The sequence below is a fragment of the Streptomyces sp. NPDC101393 genome (assembly GCF_044767385.1).
Taxonomy (GTDB): Bacteria; Actinomycetota; Actinomycetes; order Streptomycetales; family Streptomycetaceae; genus Streptomyces.
Map to the genome: position 1 here is coordinate 328468 of NZ_JBIWNU010000004.1, position 17502 is coordinate 345969.

Sequence of the window (17502 nt, forward strand, 5' to 3'; positions counted from 1 at the left end):
GCCGAGGGGGAGCGGACGGGAACAGGCCGCCCGCGCACTGCTGTCTGCGCTGCGGCTCAGCTAACTGCTTAGGCTTACCTAAGTCAACCTGTTCCCGACGCCCTGTCGGTAAAAAGCCTACCCCCGGCCCGCCTCAGGGAAGCGTGAGGATCTCGGCGCCCGAATCCGTCACGACCAGCGTGTGCTCGAACTGTGCGGTGCGCTTGCGGTCCTTGGTCACGACCGTCCAGCCGTCGTCCCACATGTCGTAGGTGTGGGTGCCGAGCGTCAGCATCGGCTCGATGGTGAAGGTCATCCCCGGCACGATGTCGGTGGTGTGGTGCGGGCTGTCGTAGTGCGGAACGATCAGGCCGGAGTGGAAGGAGGAGTTGATGCCGTGACCGGTGAAGTCACGGACGACTCCGTAGCCGAACCGCTTGGCGTAGGACTCGATGACCCGGCCGATGATGTTGATCTGCCGGCCCGGCTTGACGGCCTTGATCGCGCGGTTGAGGGCCTCGCGGGTGCGCTCGACGAGCAGCGTCGACTCCTCGTCGACGTCGCCGCACAGGTAGGTGGCGTTGTTGTCGCCGTGCACGCCGTTGATGAAGGCCGTGACGTCGAGGTTCACGATGTCGCCGTCCTTCAGGACGGTCGAGTCCGGGATGCCGTGGCAGATGACCTCGTTCAGCGAGGAGCACAGCGACTTGGGGAAGCCGCGGTAGCCGAGCGTCGAGGGGTAGGCGCCGTGGTCGCACATGAACTCATGGGCGACCCGGTCCAGTTCATCGGTGGTCACGCCCGGAGCGATGAGCTTGGCGGCCTCCTCCATCGCCTGCGCGGCGATCCGGCCGGCGATCCGCATCCGCTCGATCGTGTCGGCGTCCTGCACCTCGGGCCCCGTATACGGGGTGGGTGCGTCCTTCCCGACGTACTCGGGGCGCGGGATCGCGGAGGGGACGGGGCGGGTGGGGGAGATGTCCCCCGGGGCAAGAAGCGACTGGCCAGACATGCCAACGAGTCTATCCGCGGGCCATCGGGCAGGATGGCGGCACCGGATTCGGCTGAAGGAGGCGGCGATGGCGCTGTTCAAGAGGCGTACGGAAGGCAAGCCGGGGGAGTGGTTCTACTGCCTCAAGCACCAGACGGTCGAGGAGGGCCCCGAGTGCCGGGCCGCGGACCGCTTCGGCCCGTACGAGAGCCGTGCGGAGGCCGCCCACGCGATGGAGACCGCCCGCGAGCGCAATCTGGAGTGGGAGACCGACCCCAAGTGGCATGACAAGGGCAAGGGCGGCGACGAGGGCGGCGGCGCAGCGTGACCGGGTGACCGGCGGCGGGCGGGCAGTGGCATGGGCCCGCCCGCCGCCGGATCGCGGTGCTCCCGGATCAGCGCTCGGCCGCGGCAGTCCCCGGGAGCAGGTACAGCAGAGCGGAGACCGCCGCGGCCAGGGCCACGTTGAAGATCAGCGCACCGCTCAGCGCATGCCCGTAGGCCGGCACGTCGTGGTGGGCGGCGCCCCCCAGCCTGCCGTAGAAGATCACGCCGACGACGGCCACCCCCACCGAGCCGCCGATCTGCTGCCCGGTGGACAGCACCCCGGACGCCATGCCGATCTCGGTGGGGCGGATCCGCCCGAGTACGGCGTGCAGCAGCGGCGTGACCAGCACCCCGTTGCCCAGGCCGACCACCAGCAGCGGCACGGCGAGCGCCCACGCCGTCAGCGCACGCCCGGCACCGGCCACCACGGCGAGGGTGGCCGCATGGCCGAGGAGGAGCACCAGCGCCCCGGCCTGCAGCAGCCGCCGCCCGCGCCGGGCCGTCCGCCCCGCGACGATGCTGCCGGCGAAGAACGCGACGGCGAACGGCAGGTAGAAGACCCCCGCGCGCAGGGCGTCCAGCCCGAGACCGTCCTGCACCGTGACGGACAGCACCAGGAAGAAGGAGTTGATCCCGGAGTAGGCGAGCAGGACCAGGAGCATGCCGACGGCGAAGGCGCGCTCCCTCAGCAGCCCCACCCGCACGAGCGGGGCGCCGCCGCGCGCCTCGACCCGGCGCTCCACCACGGCGAATCCGAGCAGGGCGGCCATCCCGGCGGCCAGGCTGCCCCACATCCACACCGGCCGGCCGGCCTCCCGGCCCTCGATCAGGGGGACGACGATCAGGGCGAGCGCGAGCGTGAGCACGGCCATGCCGGGGAGGTCCGGGCGCGAGGTCCGCGGCGCGCGTGACTCCCGTACGAAGGCCGCAGCGAGTCCCAGCGTCAGCAGCCCGACGGGGACGTTGACCCAGAAGATCGGGCGCCAGGACGTGCCGAAGAGGTCGGCGGAGACGATCAGCCCGCCGAGCAGCTGGCCGGTGACTCCGGCGGTGGCGATGACCGCGCCCAGCACACCGAACGCCCTGGCCCGCCGCTCCGGCGGCAGCAGCACCTGGATGGTGGCGAAGACCTGCGGGAACATCACGGCCGCGCCGAGCCCCTGGACGAGGCGCGCCGCGATCAGCGCCCCGGGGCCGGGGGCGGCGGCGCAGGCCAGGGACGCCAGGGTGAAGACGGCCAGGCCGGCGAGGAAGCACCGCTTGCGGCCGAACCGGTCCCCCAGCCGGGCGCCGGTGATCAGCGCGAGGGCGTAGGTGAGTTGATAGCCCGCCAGGACGAGCTGGACGTCGGCGTCCGAGGCGCGCAGGTCGTCCTGGATGGCGGGGGCCGCCACGAGCACGATGAAGGTGTCGAGCACGGCCATGTAGACGCCGATGAGGATGACGGACAGCGCCCGCCAGGGCGATGGCCCGGTATCGGTGGCGGGGGCGGCAGCGGTGGGTGGTGCGGCGGGGGCAGGAGGCCGGGCATGCGTCATGGTCATCAGCCTGGGCCGGGCCCGGTGGGCGTAACAGAGGCACTTTATGCTGGTGGCCGGGGTACCCCTCTGGCGCGTGCAAGGCGCCTTGGGGGCGATTGGGGGCGGCAATGGAGCGCGCGGGACGGCATGTTGCGGAGAGAGCCGATGGCTGATCCGGATCGGCGTCGCGTCCTCGCGGAGTTCCTCCGTACCCGCCGGGAGCGTGTCCGGCCCGAAGACGCGGGCATCCCGGCAGGGCCCCGCCGTCGCACCCCCGGGCTGCGCCGCGAGGAGGTCGCCCTGCTTTCGGGCGTCAGTGTCACCTGGTACACCTGGCTCGAACAGGCCCGGGACATCACCGTGAGCCGCCAGGTGCTGCACAGTCTGGCCCGGGTGCTGCGGCTGTCCCCGGCCGAGACCCGTCACCTCTTCGCGCTGGCGGGGCGGTCGCTGCCGCGGCCCGCCACCGAGCGGACCGGCGGCCCGGCGTTGCAGCGCCTGGTGGACGCCCTCCAACCGCACCCGGCCTATCTGCTCGCGCCCAACTGGGACCTGCTGGCCTGGAACCGTTCCGAAGCCGGTCTCATCGGCGACCCGGACCGCGGCGGTCTCTTCGAACGCAACCTCCTCCGGCTGGTGTTCACCCACCGCAGGATCCGTACGCTGCTGGTCGACTGGCCCGGACAGGCGCGGGCGCTGCTGGAGCAGTACCGTGCCGGCGCGGACCGGCAGACCGGCGACCCGGGGTTCGCGGACCTGACCGCCGAACTGTGCGAGCGGAGCGAGGAGTTCCGCCGGTGGTGGGGTACGCACGACGTCGCGGAGTTCCACCCCGCGCGCCGGGCCTTCGACCACCCGCGGCTCGGGCGGCTGACCTTCGACTACGTCAAGCTCGCGGCGGTGGACGCGCCGGGTGTCACCCTGGTCTCGTGCCTGCCCGCCGATGAGGAAACGGCCGCGCTGCTACCGGAGTTGAGCGGGTAGGCGGGGCGGGCCGCTCCGGCCGCGGGTGAGCGCCCCGCACCGCCACCGCCCGGATCTCACCAGCGCGGTGGCGGCGGCGAGGTCAGCTCGTCGGCGAGGCGGGCCAGCCGGTCGCGGAAGCGGCGGTGCCGGCGCGGCACGGGCACACTGTTCTCACCCGCCGCGGCGCTCACCAGATGCTGGAGGGTGTCGAGGTCGAGGTCCTGCGCCGCGGCGCCCGCCCGCTCCCCCTCGTCGCCCGTGCCGTCGCCGGTGGCACCGGCGACGGGCACGGCCGGCGGCGCGGCGAGCGCGTCATGGGCCAGCGCGTGCAGATCGCGGTCGCCGCCGTCCAGTGCGAGGACCGTCGCGCCGTTGCGGCGGGCGTCGTGCACCCGCTCCAGCAGCCCGGCGCCCGGCTGCTCGGGGGTGACGACCAGCAGCGTCTCGCCGCGCCCCGCGGCGGCCAACCGGCCGAGCCCGACCGAGAGATGGGCCGGCACCCCGGTGGGCACCCGGTGGCGCACCAGCGTCGGTGACAGCTCCGGCAGACCCGACCAGGCCGCCTCGTCGTCGAGATGCGCGGCCAGGTGCCAGGGCTCGTACGCCGCGCTGCCGACCAGCAGCAGCCCACCGCCGTGCGGGGCGACGGAGGCGCGCAGCGAACCGGCGAAACGGCGGGTGGCCTGGACCCACTCGGTTCCGGCGAGGACCTCGCGCAGCAGCGCGACCCTGACGGCATCCATGGCCCGGCATCCTGCCGCAGCGGGCCGCCGCAGGTGGCCGGTTCTGCCGTTGTCACCCGTACGGGAGCGCCGCGCGCCGTACGGCCCCGTCGGCGGGATTCGGTACGGCGCGGGTGCCGCGGGCTCAGGCGTTGCCGGTCTCCTGGCGGACCTGGTCCGGGGAGCCCGGGGACGCGCCGCCGGTGGCCGGGGCGGCGAGCGGGGCCGCGCCGCGCCGCGCCGCCAGGTGGTCGTGCGGGCTGTGCGGGTTCATCAGCCGGTTCAGGCGGCCGGGCACGTCGAGGCCGACGAGCAGCACGACCAGCACCGTGCCCGCGAAGGTCAGTGTGGCCAGCGCGCCGCCCAGCGACTTGCCCTCGGCCAGCTGTGCGCCCAGCACCGGTGCCACCGCGCCGCCCAGCGCCCCCACGTTGTACGTGAAGCCGAGCCCCGCGCCGCGGCTCTCGGTCGGGAAGTGCCCGCCGATGTAACGGGGCAGCAGGCCGGAGATGCCGAAGCTGAGCGACTGGAGGACGAAGAGCAGCACGCCGAGCAGCAGGAGGTTGTCCGACACCGCGAAGACCGGGAAGACGAAGACCAGCGAGGCGATCAGGGTGCAGGCGTAGGCCTTCTTCGTACCGATCCAGTCCCCGACGAAGCCCGCCAGGCAGCAGCCCGCCATGGTCCCGAAGCCGGCGAAGAACAGCACGTTGGTGACCTGTCCGGTCGAGTAGTGCAGCTCCGTCTTGAGGTACGTCGGCAGCAGTGCCTGGATGGGCCAGGTGTAGAGGAACGCCACGAAGATCGTGATGATCAGCGACAGATAGAGCACCCAGCCGCGCCGCCCGCCGAGCTGGACGGCCAGGGCGGTCAGCGCGGCCCCGGCGACCACCGCGAGGACCGGCACGGCCCCCGCCCCGACCGGCGTGAAGACCCCGAACAGGGACGCCGTCGCCGCGCCCGTCAGCACCACGTTCGCCGTCGACCTGGCCGGTGTCGAGAACAGCGGCCGGAACGGATTCGGCTTGCTCTCCCGCTCGGCGACGGTCGCGCTCCACTCCTCGGCCTCGGGCAGCGCCCGCCGCACCCACAGGGCGATCGCGATCGGCGCCAGGCCGATGTAGAACATCCAGCGCCAGCCGAGCGCCGGCTCCACCCACTTGTAGCACTCGGCGGCCAGCACCGAGCCCAGCGAGAAGCCGGAGATCAGAAAGCCGCTGGCCCGGTTGCGTACCCGGCTCGGCCAGCTCTCCAGGACGTATGTCGCGCTGGCGCTGTACTCGCCGGCCATGCCCATGCCGATCAGCAGCCGGGCGACGAAGAGGCTGGTGTAGTCCCAGGCGAAGCCGCAGGCGAAGGTGCCGACGGAGTAGAGCAGGATGCTCAGCACCATGGACAGCTTGCGCCCGAAGCGGTCGCCGAGGGCGCCGAGGACGGCGCCGCCCAGCCAGCGGGTGATGAAGGCGCCGGAGATCAGGCTGGCCGCCTGCACCGTGCTCAGGTCGAACTCCTGGCTGATCTCGGTCAGCACCAGCGTGATCAGTACGAAGTCGAAGCCGTCGAGGACATAGCCGATCCACGCGGCGAAGAACGACTTCCACCGGGTGCGGCTGACCTCCCGGTACCAGGGAAGGGACGCCTTGGGCGAAAGGTGCACGGTGACTCCAGGATGCCGGACGCTCGCCGTCGAGCGCGGTCTACGGGGGTTCCTCGCGGTGCGGTGCGGTGGGGTGGGGCGGGGGGTGCGGGGCCGGTGGCCGGGTGGGGCCCGGGTCAGGGCGCCAGTGCGGCGGCGAAACGGGCGGTGAGCGCGCCGGGCGCGGTGATCGCGGTGCCGACGACGACTGCGTGCGCGCCGCGTGCCAGCGCCGCCGCGGCCTCCTCGGGCGTACGGATCCGGCCCTCGGCGACCACCGGGCAGGCCACGGCCGGGGCGAGCGCGGCGATCAGGTCCAGGTCGGGCCCCTCCTGCCGGGGCGGGCCCGGTGCGTATCCGGACAGGGTGGTGGAGATCAGATCGGCGCCGGCCGCGGCCGCCGCGACGCCCTCACCGAAGGTGGAGACGTCGGCCATGACCAGCGCCCCGGCGGCGTGCACCGCGCCGACCAGGTCGGCGAAGCGGGAGCCGTCCGGGCGCGGCCGGTCCGTGGCGTCGGCGGCGACGACGGCCGCCCCGGCCTCCACGACGGCCAGCGCGTGCCGGACGGTGGGTGTGAGGCGGACGCCGGCGTCGCCGTCCTTCCACAGGCCGATGACCGGCATCCCGGGCAGCGCCGCGGCGATCGCCGCGACATCGTCGGTGCCGTTGGCGCGGATCGCCGCCGCGCCCTCGGCGGCCGCCGCGCGGGCCATCCGCACCATGGTGCCGGTGTCCCGCAGCGGGCTGCCGGGCGGTGCCTGGCAGGAGACGATCAGCCGGCCGCGCAGCGCCGCGGTGAGCGGCGCGGGATCGGGGGCGGGAGTGGCGTCGGGGGTGGTCATACGAGCGCTCCAGAGGGGTGGTGCAGCGGGAGGGTGGTGACGAGGGCGGCGGCGCCGAGCAGCGGGGAGTCGTGTCCGTGCCGGGGCGGCCGGGGGACCAGGGCGCGCAGCGGGGCCAGCACTTCGGACGCGAACCCGGCGCGCAGCGCCGCCCAGTAGCGTGCGCCGGTGCGCGGGACGCCGCCGCCGACGACGACATGGCCCGGCCCGAAGGCGTTGGCGAGGCCGCCCAGCGTCCGGCCGGCCGCCTGTCCGCCGATCCGGATGGCCTCGGCCGCTGTCGCGTCGCCGGCCGCGGCCCGCGCCACGACGTGCTCCAGGCGGGCCACCGGGGATCCGCTCAGCCGCCCGTACAGCGCGGTGATGCCGGGCCCGGAGGCGATGGCCTCCACATGCCCGGTGGCCCCGCAGCTGCAGGGCAGCCCGGTGGCCTCGGGGGAGGGCAGATGGCCGAGGTGCCCGGCGATCCCGGCGTGGCCGTGCAGCATCCGGCCGTCGACCGCGACCGCGCCGCCGATGCCGGTGCCGACGGAGAGGTAGGCGAGCGAGGGCGCGGGGCCCGGCAGCGCGGCGAACTCCGGTCCGGCGGCGGCCCGTACGTCGTTGTCGCAGGCGACCGGCAGTCCCGTACGGGCGGCCAGGCCGGGGCCGAGGGGCGCACCCGTCCAGTTCCGGATCTGGTCGGTCGCCGCCCGGACGAGCCCGCCGACCGGGTCGATCACACCGCAGGCGGCGACCCCGATGCCGGTCGGTGCGGGCGCGCGGCCGCCGCAGGGGAGGACCGCGCGGGCCGCCGTGGCCAGTGCGTCCAGTACCGCGTCCGGCCCGTCCCGGCCGGGGGTGGGCACCGTGTGCCGGGCCGTGATCGTGCCGTCGGCGGCCACCAGCGCGGCGGCGATCTTGGTGCCGCCGAGGTCGAGGCCGATGGCGGGGGCCAAGGGAGCGGTGGGGGCGGCGGCGTACGGGGCGGGGGCCTCGTCCGCCGCCCCCTCGGCTATCGGGGGGCGCGTCATCGGACCGGCGGCAGACCGGCGGCGGTGAGCCGGCGGCCGACCTCGGCGACGGCCTCCTCGTCCAGCCTGACCTGCGGGAACGCGGTGGTGCCCCGCTCGATCACACCGAGCAGTGCCAGCGCCGCCTTGAACGACCCCAGCGCCGAGGAGCTGCGGCCCATATCGGCTTCCGAGCCGACGTCGACCATGGAGAAGAGGGCGACCAGGCGCTCCTGCTCCGCGGCCGCCCGCTCCCAGTCGCCGGCCCGCGCGGCCTCGTAGAGCCGGACATAGCCCGCCGGGTCGACATTGCCGATACCCGGCACCACACCGTCGGCGCCCGCCAACAGGGCGGCTTCCACGGTCAGTTCGGACCCGGTGAGGATCGAGAAGCCGGGCTGCGGGCCGGTGCTCCGGCCGGCGCGGCCGCCGAGCTCGACGATCAGCCGGCGCAGTCCGCCCTCGTCGCCACTGCTGTCCTTGAGGCCGGCCAGGGTGCCGTCCTCGGCCAGTTCGCGGACGAGTGCGGCGGACAGCTTGCTGTGCACGGCGACGGGGATGTCGTAGGCGAACAGCGGCAGGTCCACGGCGGCGCGGATCCGGCGGAAGTGTGCGGCGATCTCGTGCGGATGGGTGCGGGTGTAGAAGGGCGCGGTGGCGACCAGCGCGTCGGCGCCCAGTCCGGCGGCGGTCCTGGCGTGTTCCAGCACCCGGGGGGTGGTGGTGTCGATGACCCCGGCGAGCACCGGCACCCGGCCGTCCGCGGCCTTCACCACGGCCTCCAGCGCGGTGGCGCGCTGCGCGTCGGTCAGGTAGGCGACCTCGCTGGTGGAGCCCAGCGCGAACAGTCCGTGCACACCGCCGTCGACGAGGTGGCCGACGAGCCGGGTGAGGGAGGGGGTGTCGATCTCGCCCTGCGCGTCGAGGGGGGTGCAGACGGGCGGGACGACGCCGTGCAGGGGTGCGGGCAGTGCCATGAAGGGCTCCAGCGAGGGTGCGGGTACGAGCGTGCTGCTCCGGGGGCCGGCCGGGTGCGACGGGGTGCGGGCCGGGGTGGCCCCGGCCCGCACCCCGGACCGTAGGTGGGACGTCGGACATGGGATGTCCTATGTCTGGGTCACAATAGACACGTGAACAGGCGGTCGGTCAAGGGTTCGCGGCCTCGGCAGGGGGCGGCACGGCGGGCGGCGCAGCAGGCGAGGGAGAGGGAGATCCATGGCGCGAGGCACGATGTCCGAGGACGTCCAGGCCCAGATAAAGCAGCTCATCCTGGACCGCCGGCTGACTCCGGGGGATCCGCTGCCCACCGAGGCCGAGCTGGTCGGCCTGCTCGACGTCAGCCGTAACTCCGTCCGCGAGGCGCTCAAGGCCCTGCAGGCCATGCGCATCGTCGAGATCCGGCACGGCTTCGGCACCTACGTCGGCCCGCTCACCCTCGAACCGTTCGTCGAGGGCGTCGCCTTCCGCGCCGCGGTCCGCCACCACCAGGGCGAGCCGAGTCTGTACGAGCTGATGGAGGTCCGCGAGGCCCTGGAGTCCGGCCTCATCGGCACCGTCGCGCGCCGCCTCCCCGCCGCGGACCTCGCTGTCCTCAAGGGCCTGGTGCAGCGGATGGCGGAGGAGGCCCGCGGCGGCCGGGTCGCGAGCGCCACCGACCGCGCCTTCCATCTCGCGCTGTACCGCTCGATGGGCAATCACCTGCTGAGCGAGGTCCTGGACGCCTTCTGGGCGGCGCTGCGCCGGGTGCGCGAGGACCTGTCGGACGACCGCCAGGACGCAGAGGTGACACACCGTCAACACCAGGAGATCGTGGACGCGTTGGAAGCGGGCGACGGCGACCGCGCGGTCGAGGCCATGCACCGCCACTTCGACGGTATCCGTCGGAGGCTGGCCGACTAGGGGCGGTGTGCACACGCCCTGGAGACCTCTTGTGTGGATCACGGCGAACGAACGCCCCGGGCGTGCCCGGTGGGTCGTGGTTGATCCAGGGGAGTGCACTGACCGGGCCCCTGCCGTTCGCTGCCGGGCGCGCCCGGTGCGCGGACGTACGCTGCGGGCCAGAGCGGACGGTGGACACCGTCCGGTGGCCAGGCCGGGAGTAGCGATGCGTCAGACCAATCTCACCGGGGAGCCGGCCGCATACGTCAGCGCCCGCGAGGAGCTGCGGCAAGCCGAGATCGAGCTGATGCGCCATCGCGAACGCGTCGCCGAGCTGCGTCGCGCACTGCCGCCGGGGCCGGTCGTCGACGACTACCCCTTCGAGGAGGGCCCTGCCGATCTGCGGGCCGGTGACGCGCCGGTGCGGACCGTGCGCCTGGGTGAGCTGTTCACCGGTCCCGGGCGTGACCTGGTCGTCTACCACATGATGTACGGCAAGACGCATACCGAGCCGTGCCCCATGTGCACGATGTGGCTCGACGGGTTCAACGGCGTGGCCCGCCACCTCGCGCAGAACGTCGACCTCGCGGTCGTCGCCGCGGCCGGACTGCCCGCGCTCCGCACGCATGCCCGCAGCCGGAACTGGACGAATCTGCGTCTGCTCAGCGCCGGGCCCGGCACCTTCAAATACGACCTGGGCAGCGAGGACGCCGAGGGCAACCAGGACTCGACGGTGTCGGTGTTCACCCGCGACGACGACGGATCGGTGCGCCACTTCTACTCGGTGCACCCCCGGATGACCGAGGACATCGACCAGCGCGGCATCGACCTGTTCAGCCCGGTATGGAACCTTCTCGACCTCACCCGCCGGGGCCGGGGCGACTGGATCGCCTCGCTCGACTACTAGTTCCCCTCTTCACGCTCCCGCCGTCTGCCCGGAGGGCAGGCTCCGCGCCTTGAAGCGCGCGTTCACCGGGATTTCACCCCGTGTCGGCATTGCCGTTGCCGACACGAAAAAGGGTCATGTCCGGTGCCTTGACGGTCAGTTGGGCACTCCCTATGGTCGCCGCAGGACAAGGGACATCCTACGTCCGGCCGTTGGGGGTGCCCGTGGCGTACGAGAGCTCAGTGCCGTACCGGGCCGGGACGGACGGGTACGCGAGTTTCCGGATCCCGGCCGTCGTCCGGGCGCGGTCCGGCGCCGTCCTCGCCTTCGCCGAGGGCCGGGTCTCCTCGGCCGCCGACTCCGGCGACATCGATATCGTCCTCACCCGCTCCGCCGACGGCGGCCGCACCTGGGGCCCGCTCCAGGTCGTCGCCCGCAACAACGCCGGCACCGCCGGCAACCCCGCGCCCGTCGTCCTCGCCGGCGGCCGGGTGCTGCTGCTCCAGGTCCACAACGCCGCCGACGCCACCGAGGACCGCATCCGCCGCGGACAGGTCACCGCCGCCGACGGCCGCCGGACCTACCTCCAGTACAGCGACGACGACGGGGCGAGCTGGAGCACGCCCCGGGAGATCACCGCGCAGACCAAGCTGCCGCACTGGCGGTGGTACGCCACCGGGCCCGGCCACGCCCTGCGGCTGCGCCACGGGCCGCACGCCGGCCGCCTGGTCGTCCCCGCCAACCACTCCACCCCGCCCGCCGACGCCGCCGACGACGGCACCGAACCCCGCTACTACGGCGGCCACGCCCTGCTCAGCGACGACGACGGCGCCACCTGGCGGATCGGCTACACCGACGGCGACACCGACCGCGCCGTCGCGCCCAACGAGACCACCGCGGCCGAACTCCCCGACGGCACCCTCTACTTCAGCGCACGCAATCAATCCGGCGCGGCCTGGAGCCGCGCCGACGCCGTCTCGGCGGACGGCGGCGCACACCTCCACACCCCCTTCCGTCCGCAGGCCGGGCTCGCCGGACCGCCCGTCCAGGGCAGCCTGCTGCACCTCGACGACCGCGGCGCCCTGCTCTTCTCCGGGCCCGCGCACCCGGCGGCCCGCGCCCTGATGACCGTCCGCACCAGCCGCGACGGCGGCGCGACCTGGCGCACCGCGCACACCGTCTCCGGGCTCCCGGCCGCCTACTCCGACCTCGTACGGATCGACGCCGAGACGGTCGGACTGCTCTACGAAACAGGCGACTTCAGCGCCTACTCGACGATCACCTTCCGCCGCATCCCCGTGGAGGAGCCGGCATGACCAGCTACGACATGCACCGCAGAACGGTTCTGGGCGGCGCCGCCGCCGTCGCCGCCGGCTTCGCGCTCGCCGGCTGCGGCGACGGCGGCGACGGCGAGGGCGGCGCGCCCCGCGAACGCAAGAAGGGGCAGAAGATCAACCTGACCTTCTGGTCGTGGGTGCCGGGCATCGACAAGCCCGTCGACCTGTGGAACCGCACGCACCCCGAGGTGCAGGTCAAGGCCGAGAAGGTGTCAGCCGTCAACGGCCAGCAGTACGCGAAGATGCACGCCGCCATCAAGGCCGGCAACCCGCCTGACCTGGGCCAGATCGAATTCCCCGTCCTCCCCGGCTTCCTGCTCGACGACGGCCTGCTCGACCTCGCCCCGCTCGGCGCCGGCCGCTACAAGGACCGGTTCTTCGGCTGGCAGTGGCAGCAGTCCGTCTTCGGCAAGGGCATCTACGCCATCCCGCAGGCGTCCGGCCCGATGGGCCTGTTCGTCCGGCAGGACCTCTTCGACAAGTGGGAGGTGGCCGTCCCGCGGACCTGGGACGCGTACGAGGCCGCCGCGAGGACGGTCCGCAAGAAGGGCGCCTGGATCGAGACCTTCGCCCCCACCAACGGCAACCGCCTGGCCGGACTCGCCTGGCAGGCCGGCGCCAAGTGGTACGCCAACGAGGGCGACACCTGGATCGTGCACATCGACGACGAACCCACCCGCAGGGTCGCCGACTTCTGGGAATCGCTGGTGAAGCAGAAGCTCGTCAAGACCATCCCGGACCGGCAGAACGCCTGGTACAAGGATCTGCAGACCGGGGCCATCCCGGCCTGGCTGGGCGCCAGTTGGGGCGACGCGCTGCTGGTCGGCAACGCGCCGGGCACCAAGGGGAAATGGCGCGCCGCGCCGATGCCGCAGTGGAAGGAGGGCGCGAACGCGCACGCCAACTGGGGCGGTTCGACCACCGCGGTCTTCGCCGGGGCGAGCTACCCCCAGGACGCCCTGGACTTCGCCGTCTGGCTCAACACCGACCCCGAGTCGATCGCGCTGCTGATCGACGGCGGCTACGGCTTCCCCAGCGCCAAGAAGGGCTACGCGTCCACCGATCTCGACGTCGGCAAGGACTTTTTCGGCGGCCAGGCCTACAGCAAGGTCTTCGCGGACGCCGGCGCGCATGTGGACACCAGCTGGCGCTGGGGCCCCGGCGTCGACACCCTCTACCAGCGCCTCGGCGACGCCTTCACCGACGCCCTCGCCGACGGCAGCTCCTTCCGCTCGGTACTGGCCAAGGTGCAGGGCCAGACCGTCGCCGACCTCAAGGGCAAGGGCCTGAAGGCGGAGAGCGGCGCGTGAGCCGGGACACCCTGAGCCGGCCGGACCGGGCCACCCGCCGCGCCGGGAAGCCGGCCGCCCCCGGGACCGGCCCCGGGCGGCGGCGCCCCTCGCGTACCGAGGCCCGCAACGCCCGTGCCGCGGCCGGCTTCGTACTGCCCTTCCTCGCGCTCTTCGGCCTTTGCTTCCTCGCGCCGATCGTCTACGCCGTCCACCAGAGCCTGCACAGGACCGAACGCACCGGACCGCTCGGCCTCGGCGGCCACCGGACCGAGGCCTTCGCCGGCTTCGCCAACTACACGCACGCGCTCTCCGACGACCGCTTCCTGGCCGGTTTCGGCCGGGTCCTGCTCTTCGGCGCCGTCCAGATCCCGCTGATGCTCGTCCTCGCCACCGGGCTGGCCCTGCTCCTGGAGAGCGCGAGCGCCCGCGGCGTCCCCTTCTTCCGCAGCGCCTTCTTCCTCCCGTACGGCGTCCCCGGGGTGATCGCCTCGATCCTGTGGGGGTTCCTCTACGTCCCCGGCATCAGCCCGCTGGTGAAGATCGCCGACTCGATCGGCTGGGACGTCGACTTCCTCTCCCGCGGCTCCGTGCTGTGGTCCATCGCCAACATCGTCACCTGGCAGTTCACCGGCTACAACATGCTGGTGCTGATCGCCCAGCTCAAGGCCGTACCGGGGGAGTTGTACGAAGCCGCACGGATCGACGGCGCGAACGCCTGGCAGGTCGCCCGGCACATCAAGATCCCGCTGATCCGCCCGGCACTCGTCCTGACCACCGTCTTCAGCATCATCGGCACCCTCCAGCTCTTCGCCGAACCCATGGTGCTGCGCCCGCTCGCCTCCTCCATCGACTCGGGCTTCACCCCCAACCTGCACGCCTACAGCGAGGCGTTCGTCGGCGACAACCCGCATGTGGCGGCGGCCGAGGCGGTGCTGCTCGCGCTGGTGGCCTGCGCGATGTCCTTCGGCTTCCTGCGGCTGGTCGGCGGGCGCGGGAAGGGGCGCGGATGAACCGCCCCCCGGTCCGCTACCGGATCATCACCGCGGCCGTGCTCACCATCGCCGCGCTCTACTTCCTGGTCCCCGTCTACTGGCTGATCGTCTCGTCCACCAAGAGCAGCGCCGACCTCTTCGGGACCTTCGGCTTCTGGTTCGCGGCCGACCCGCACCCGATCGACCACCTCGTCGACGTGCTGACCTACGACCACGGCATCTACGCCCGCTGGTTCGCCAACTCCCTGCTCTACGCCGGGATCGGCGCGGTCAGCGCCACCCTGCTGTCCGCCGCGGCCGGCTACGCACTGGCCAAATTCCCCTTCCGCGGCCGCGAAGCGGTCTTCAACCTCGTCCTCGCCGGAGTCCTCATCCCCGGCACCGCCCTCGCCCTCCCGCTCTACTTCCTCTTCAGCGAGATGGGCCTGTCCAACACGTACTGGGCGGTGCTGATCCCCAGCGTCGTCAGCCCCTTCGGCGTCTACCTGTGCCGGATCTACGCCGCGGCCGCGGTCCCTGACTCGCTGCTGGAGGCGGCCAGGCTCGACGGCGCGGGCGAGGCGCGGATCTTCGCCGGTCTCGGACTGCGGCTGATGACGCCGGCGCTGGTCACCGTCTTCCTGTTCCAGTTCGTGCACATCTGGAACAACTACTTCCTGCCGCTGGTGATGCTCTCCGACTCCGACCTCTACCCGATCCAGCTGGGCCTGACGTCCTGGACCGGCTACGCGGACCGCCAACCGGTGCTCTACCAGTACACGGTGGGCGGCGCGCTCCTGTCCGTGGTGCCGCTGATGGTGCTGATGACGGTCCTCCAGCGGTACTGGCGTACGGGTCTGACGGAGGGCGGTGTCAAGGCGTGACAGGATCGCTGTCATGACTACTCCTGACGATGCCCGGCCCGCCTCCGAGTCCGAGAATGTCGCCACCCGCGTCAAGGCCGCCCTCAAGCGCGACCCGTGGGACCTGCCGGACGTCTCCGGCCTGGTCGTCGGTGTCCTGGGCGGCACCGGTGACCAGGGCCGCGGGCTCGCCTACCGGTTCGCCAAGGCCGGCCAGAAGGTGATCATCGGCTCCCGCGCCGCCGAACGCGCCCAGGCCGCGGCCGCCGACCCCCAGCTGAGCAGCCTGGGCGTCGAGGGCGAGGACAACGCCGGCTGTGCCCGGCGCAGCGATGTCGTGATCGTCGCCGTGCCCTGGGACGGCCATGCCAAGACCCTGGAAGGCCTCCGCGAGGAGCTGACCGGCAAGCTCGTCATCGACTGCGTCAACCCGCTCGGCTTCGACAAGAAGGGCGCCTTCGCGATCAAGCCGGAGGAGGGCAGCGCTGCTGAACAGGCCGCGGCCCTGCTGCCGGAGTCCCGCGTCACCGCCGCCTTCCACCACCTCTCCGCCGTCCTGCTCCAGGACCCGGAGACCGCCGAGATCGACACCGACGTGATGGTCCTCGGCGAGGCCCGCGCCGACACCGACATCGTCCAGGCGCTGACCGCCCGCATCCCCGGCATGCGCGGCGTCTTCGCCGGCCGCCTGCGCAACGCCCACCAGGTCGAGTCCCTGGTCGCCAACCTGATCTCGGTCAACCGCCGCTACAAGGCCCACGCGGGCCTGCGCGTCACCGACGTCTGAGCCGCCGCGGACGCCGCCGGGGCGGGCGCCCCGGCGGCGCCCCGGGCCCGCGCGGGGCACACACCGCGCATGGGGGACACTGGACGGGCCCGCACCACGCCCGACAGGAGCCGACCCCATGCCCTCCGCGCCCACCCCCAGCCCGGTCCCGCGACTCGCCCTCTGGGCCGGCGTCGTGTGCGTCCTCGCCGTCGCCGCGGCCGTCGTCTCCTTCGTCCAGGGCAGCTGGCTCGGCGTCGTCTGGATCCTGATGGCCGGCATCTCCAGCAACATGGCGTGGTTCTACGTACGCAAGGCCAAGCTGGACCGGGCGGCGGCCTCCGGCTGACCCGGGCGAGCGGCGCGCGTCACCCGTTCGAAGGGCGCGCACCGGATCGCCGCACGCGCGCGGCCGTGAGGGCGTAGGCATGGTGGCCCGTGCCCTGCCTACGGAAGGCGCCCGATGCCACAGCCGCCCGTCTGCCCCAACACGCCGTGCGGACGCCCGTATCTGTGGAAGGACACCACGACCACCCGGCACGGCGACGACGAATGGCTGTGGTGGTGCGCCCGCTGCAAGGAGAAGTGGACACCCTCCGCCCAGCAGGTCGAGGACTACCGCTTCGGGCCCTCCGCACGCCCCGCCGCAGCGCAGCGCGACCCCCGGCTGCTCCGGCGTTGAGCGCCGCGGGCCTGCCCGCCGGGCCCCGGGAGCTGCGGGCTAGCCGAGACCACCGAGGGGCGGAACCTGCGGCTCGCCCTGCCAGAAGCGGAAGAATTCCTGGCCCCAGTAGGTGTCCCACGTCGTGACGCCCAGGGTGCGCAGGATCGTGTCGACCAGCTGGAAGAAGACGTGGTTGATCTCCGGCACCCACAGCAGCCCGAAGACCGCCAGCAGGCCGAACGGCGCGAACGGTTCCACCTGGCGCCGTAGCTTGAGGGACAGCCACGGCTCGATCACGCCGTAGCCGTCCAGGCCCGGCACCGGGACGAAGTTCAAGATCGCGGCTGTCACCTGCAGCAGGGCGAGGAACGCCAGCGCATAGCGGAACGGATCCGGCACGCCGTCCATCTGCCCCAGCCAGAACGGCGCCGAGACGACCGCGGCGAAAAGGATGTTCGTCAGCGGACCGGCGGCCGAGATCATGCTGTGCCGCCAGCGCCCCTGGATCCGGCCGCGCTCGATGAACACCGCACCACCCGGCAGACCGATCCCGCCCATGATCACAAAGATCACCGGCAGCACGATGCTCAGCAGGGCATGCGTGTACTTCAGCGGGTTGAGCGTCAGATAGCCCTTGGCGCCGACCGAGATGTCACCGCTGTGCAGCGCGGTACGGGCGTGTGCGTACTCGTGCAGGCACAGCGACACCACCCACCCGGACACCACGAACAGGAAAACCGCGAAGCCGGTGCTCGCCGCGAGCTGCTCGCTCCAGACGGCCCAACCGGACACCGCCATGACGGCGACGAGCGCCAGAAAGACCGGGCTGACGCGGCGGTCGGCGCGCTGGATTGCTGTGGTCATGCT

Annotated in this window: 19 protein-coding genes; 11 read left to right on the top strand and 8 right to left on the bottom strand. The window is 72.9% G+C overall.

The window, feature by feature from the left end; translation table 11 throughout:
• Window positions 1-133 precede the first annotated feature (133 nt).
• On the bottom strand, window positions 134-991 hold the full coding sequence (gene map, locus ACIRQ7_RS14960; protein WP_401472289.1) for a type I methionyl aminopeptidase: 858 nt from the start codon (window positions 989-991) through the stop codon (window positions 134-136).
• Between the two features lie 67 nt (window positions 992-1058).
• Here map and ACIRQ7_RS14965 point away from each other — a divergent pair, with 67 nt between their 5' ends.
• Complete coding sequence (locus tag ACIRQ7_RS14965; RefSeq protein ID WP_401472292.1) at window positions 1059-1298, top strand: hypothetical protein; 240 nt, start codon at window positions 1059-1061, stop codon at window positions 1296-1298.
• 67 nt (window positions 1299-1365) lie between these two features.
• On the opposite strand, the gene ACIRQ7_RS14970 is transcribed toward ACIRQ7_RS14965, so the two are convergent.
• Window positions 1366-2835, bottom strand: coding sequence for an MFS transporter (locus tag ACIRQ7_RS14970; RefSeq protein ID WP_404262671.1), 1470 nt, complete (start codon window positions 2833-2835; stop codon window positions 1366-1368).
• A 147-nt stretch (window positions 2836-2982) separates the two neighbouring features.
• Between ACIRQ7_RS14970 and ACIRQ7_RS14975 the strand changes: the two genes are divergently transcribed.
• Entirely contained in the window at window positions 2983-3801 is an 819-nt protein-coding gene (locus ACIRQ7_RS14975) for a helix-turn-helix transcriptional regulator (protein ID WP_404262673.1), read from the top strand.
• A 56-nt stretch (window positions 3802-3857) separates the two neighbouring features.
• Here the strand turns inward: ACIRQ7_RS14975 and ACIRQ7_RS14980 are convergent, their stop codons facing one another.
• From ACIRQ7_RS14980 to ACIRQ7_RS15000, 5 genes are all read right to left on the bottom strand, one after another.
• Window positions 3858-4526 (bottom strand): hypothetical protein, encoded by a 669-nt coding sequence (locus ACIRQ7_RS14980; protein WP_404262675.1) that lies wholly within the window; start codon window positions 4524-4526, stop codon window positions 3858-3860.
• Between the two features lie 124 nt (window positions 4527-4650).
• Entirely contained in the window at window positions 4651-6162 is a 1512-nt protein-coding gene (locus ACIRQ7_RS14985; protein WP_404262677.1) for a sialate:H+ symport family MFS transporter, read from the bottom strand.
• A 116-nt stretch (window positions 6163-6278) separates the two neighbouring features.
• The gene (locus ACIRQ7_RS14990; RefSeq protein ID WP_404262679.1) at window positions 6279-6986 is read right to left on the bottom strand and encodes an N-acetylmannosamine-6-phosphate 2-epimerase; all 708 of its coding nucleotides are present in this window, start codon (window positions 6984-6986) and stop codon (window positions 6279-6281) included.
• Window positions 6983-7999: an ROK family protein gene (locus ACIRQ7_RS14995; RefSeq protein WP_404262680.1), complete on the bottom strand. Its 1017-nt coding sequence runs from the start codon at window positions 7997-7999 to the stop codon at window positions 6983-6985. Before ACIRQ7_RS14995 ends, ACIRQ7_RS14990 begins: the two co-directional genes overlap by 4 nt.
• Window positions 7996-8955, bottom strand: coding sequence for a dihydrodipicolinate synthase family protein (locus ACIRQ7_RS15000; protein WP_404262681.1), 960 nt, complete (start codon window positions 8953-8955; stop codon window positions 7996-7998). Before ACIRQ7_RS15000 ends, ACIRQ7_RS14995 begins: the two co-directional genes overlap by 4 nt.
• 238 nt (window positions 8956-9193) lie before the next feature.
• Here ACIRQ7_RS15000 and ACIRQ7_RS15005 point away from each other — a divergent pair, with 238 nt between their 5' ends.
• The 9 genes from ACIRQ7_RS15005 (at window position 9194) to ACIRQ7_RS15045 (ending at window position 16653) form a co-directional block, all read left to right on the top strand.
• Window positions 9194-9877: a FadR/GntR family transcriptional regulator gene (locus ACIRQ7_RS15005; RefSeq protein ID WP_404262682.1), complete on the top strand. Its 684-nt coding sequence runs from the start codon at window positions 9194-9196 to the stop codon at window positions 9875-9877.
• Window positions 9878-10082: 205 nt separating this feature from the next.
• On the top strand, window positions 10083-10763 hold the full coding sequence (locus tag ACIRQ7_RS15010) for a DUF899 family protein (RefSeq protein ID WP_404262684.1): 681 nt from the start codon (window positions 10083-10085) through the stop codon (window positions 10761-10763).
• Window positions 10764-10915: 152 nt separating this feature from the next.
• Window positions 10916-12058, top strand: coding sequence for an exo-alpha-sialidase (locus tag ACIRQ7_RS15015; protein WP_404262686.1), 1143 nt, complete (start codon window positions 10916-10918; stop codon window positions 12056-12058).
• Entirely contained in the window at window positions 12055-13389 is a 1335-nt protein-coding gene (locus ACIRQ7_RS15020) for an ABC transporter substrate-binding protein (RefSeq protein WP_404262688.1), read from the top strand. The genes ACIRQ7_RS15015 and ACIRQ7_RS15020 overlap by 4 nt, the downstream gene beginning before the upstream one ends.
• Window positions 13386-14381 (top strand): carbohydrate ABC transporter permease, encoded by a 996-nt coding sequence (locus ACIRQ7_RS15025; protein ID WP_404262690.1) that lies wholly within the window; start codon window positions 13386-13388, stop codon window positions 14379-14381. Before ACIRQ7_RS15020 ends, ACIRQ7_RS15025 begins: the two co-directional genes overlap by 4 nt.
• Window positions 14378-15226, top strand: a complete 849-nt coding sequence (locus ACIRQ7_RS15030) for a carbohydrate ABC transporter permease (RefSeq protein WP_404262692.1) — start codon at window positions 14378-14380, stop codon at window positions 15224-15226. Before ACIRQ7_RS15025 ends, ACIRQ7_RS15030 begins: the two co-directional genes overlap by 4 nt.
• A gap of 13 nt (window positions 15227-15239) precedes the next feature.
• Window positions 15240-15992, top strand: coding sequence for an NADPH-dependent F420 reductase (gene npdG / locus ACIRQ7_RS15035; protein WP_401476350.1), 753 nt, complete (start codon window positions 15240-15242; stop codon window positions 15990-15992).
• Between the two features lie 118 nt (window positions 15993-16110).
• Window positions 16111-16320 carry a hypothetical protein gene (locus ACIRQ7_RS15040; RefSeq protein WP_401476348.1) on the top strand — a complete coding sequence of 70 codons (210 nt, stop codon included), beginning with the start codon at window positions 16111-16113 and terminating at the stop codon, window positions 16318-16320.
• A gap of 114 nt (window positions 16321-16434) precedes the next feature.
• On the top strand, window positions 16435-16653 hold the full coding sequence (locus ACIRQ7_RS15045) for a hypothetical protein (protein WP_404262694.1): 219 nt from the start codon (window positions 16435-16437) through the stop codon (window positions 16651-16653).
• Window positions 16654-16692: 39 nt separating this feature from the next.
• Here ACIRQ7_RS15045 and ACIRQ7_RS15050 read toward each other — a convergent pair whose 3' ends face one another.
• Window positions 16693-17499, bottom strand: a complete 807-nt coding sequence (locus tag ACIRQ7_RS15050; protein ID WP_404262696.1) for a site-2 protease family protein — start codon at window positions 17497-17499, stop codon at window positions 16693-16695.
• Window positions 17500-17502: the final 3 nt, after the last annotated feature.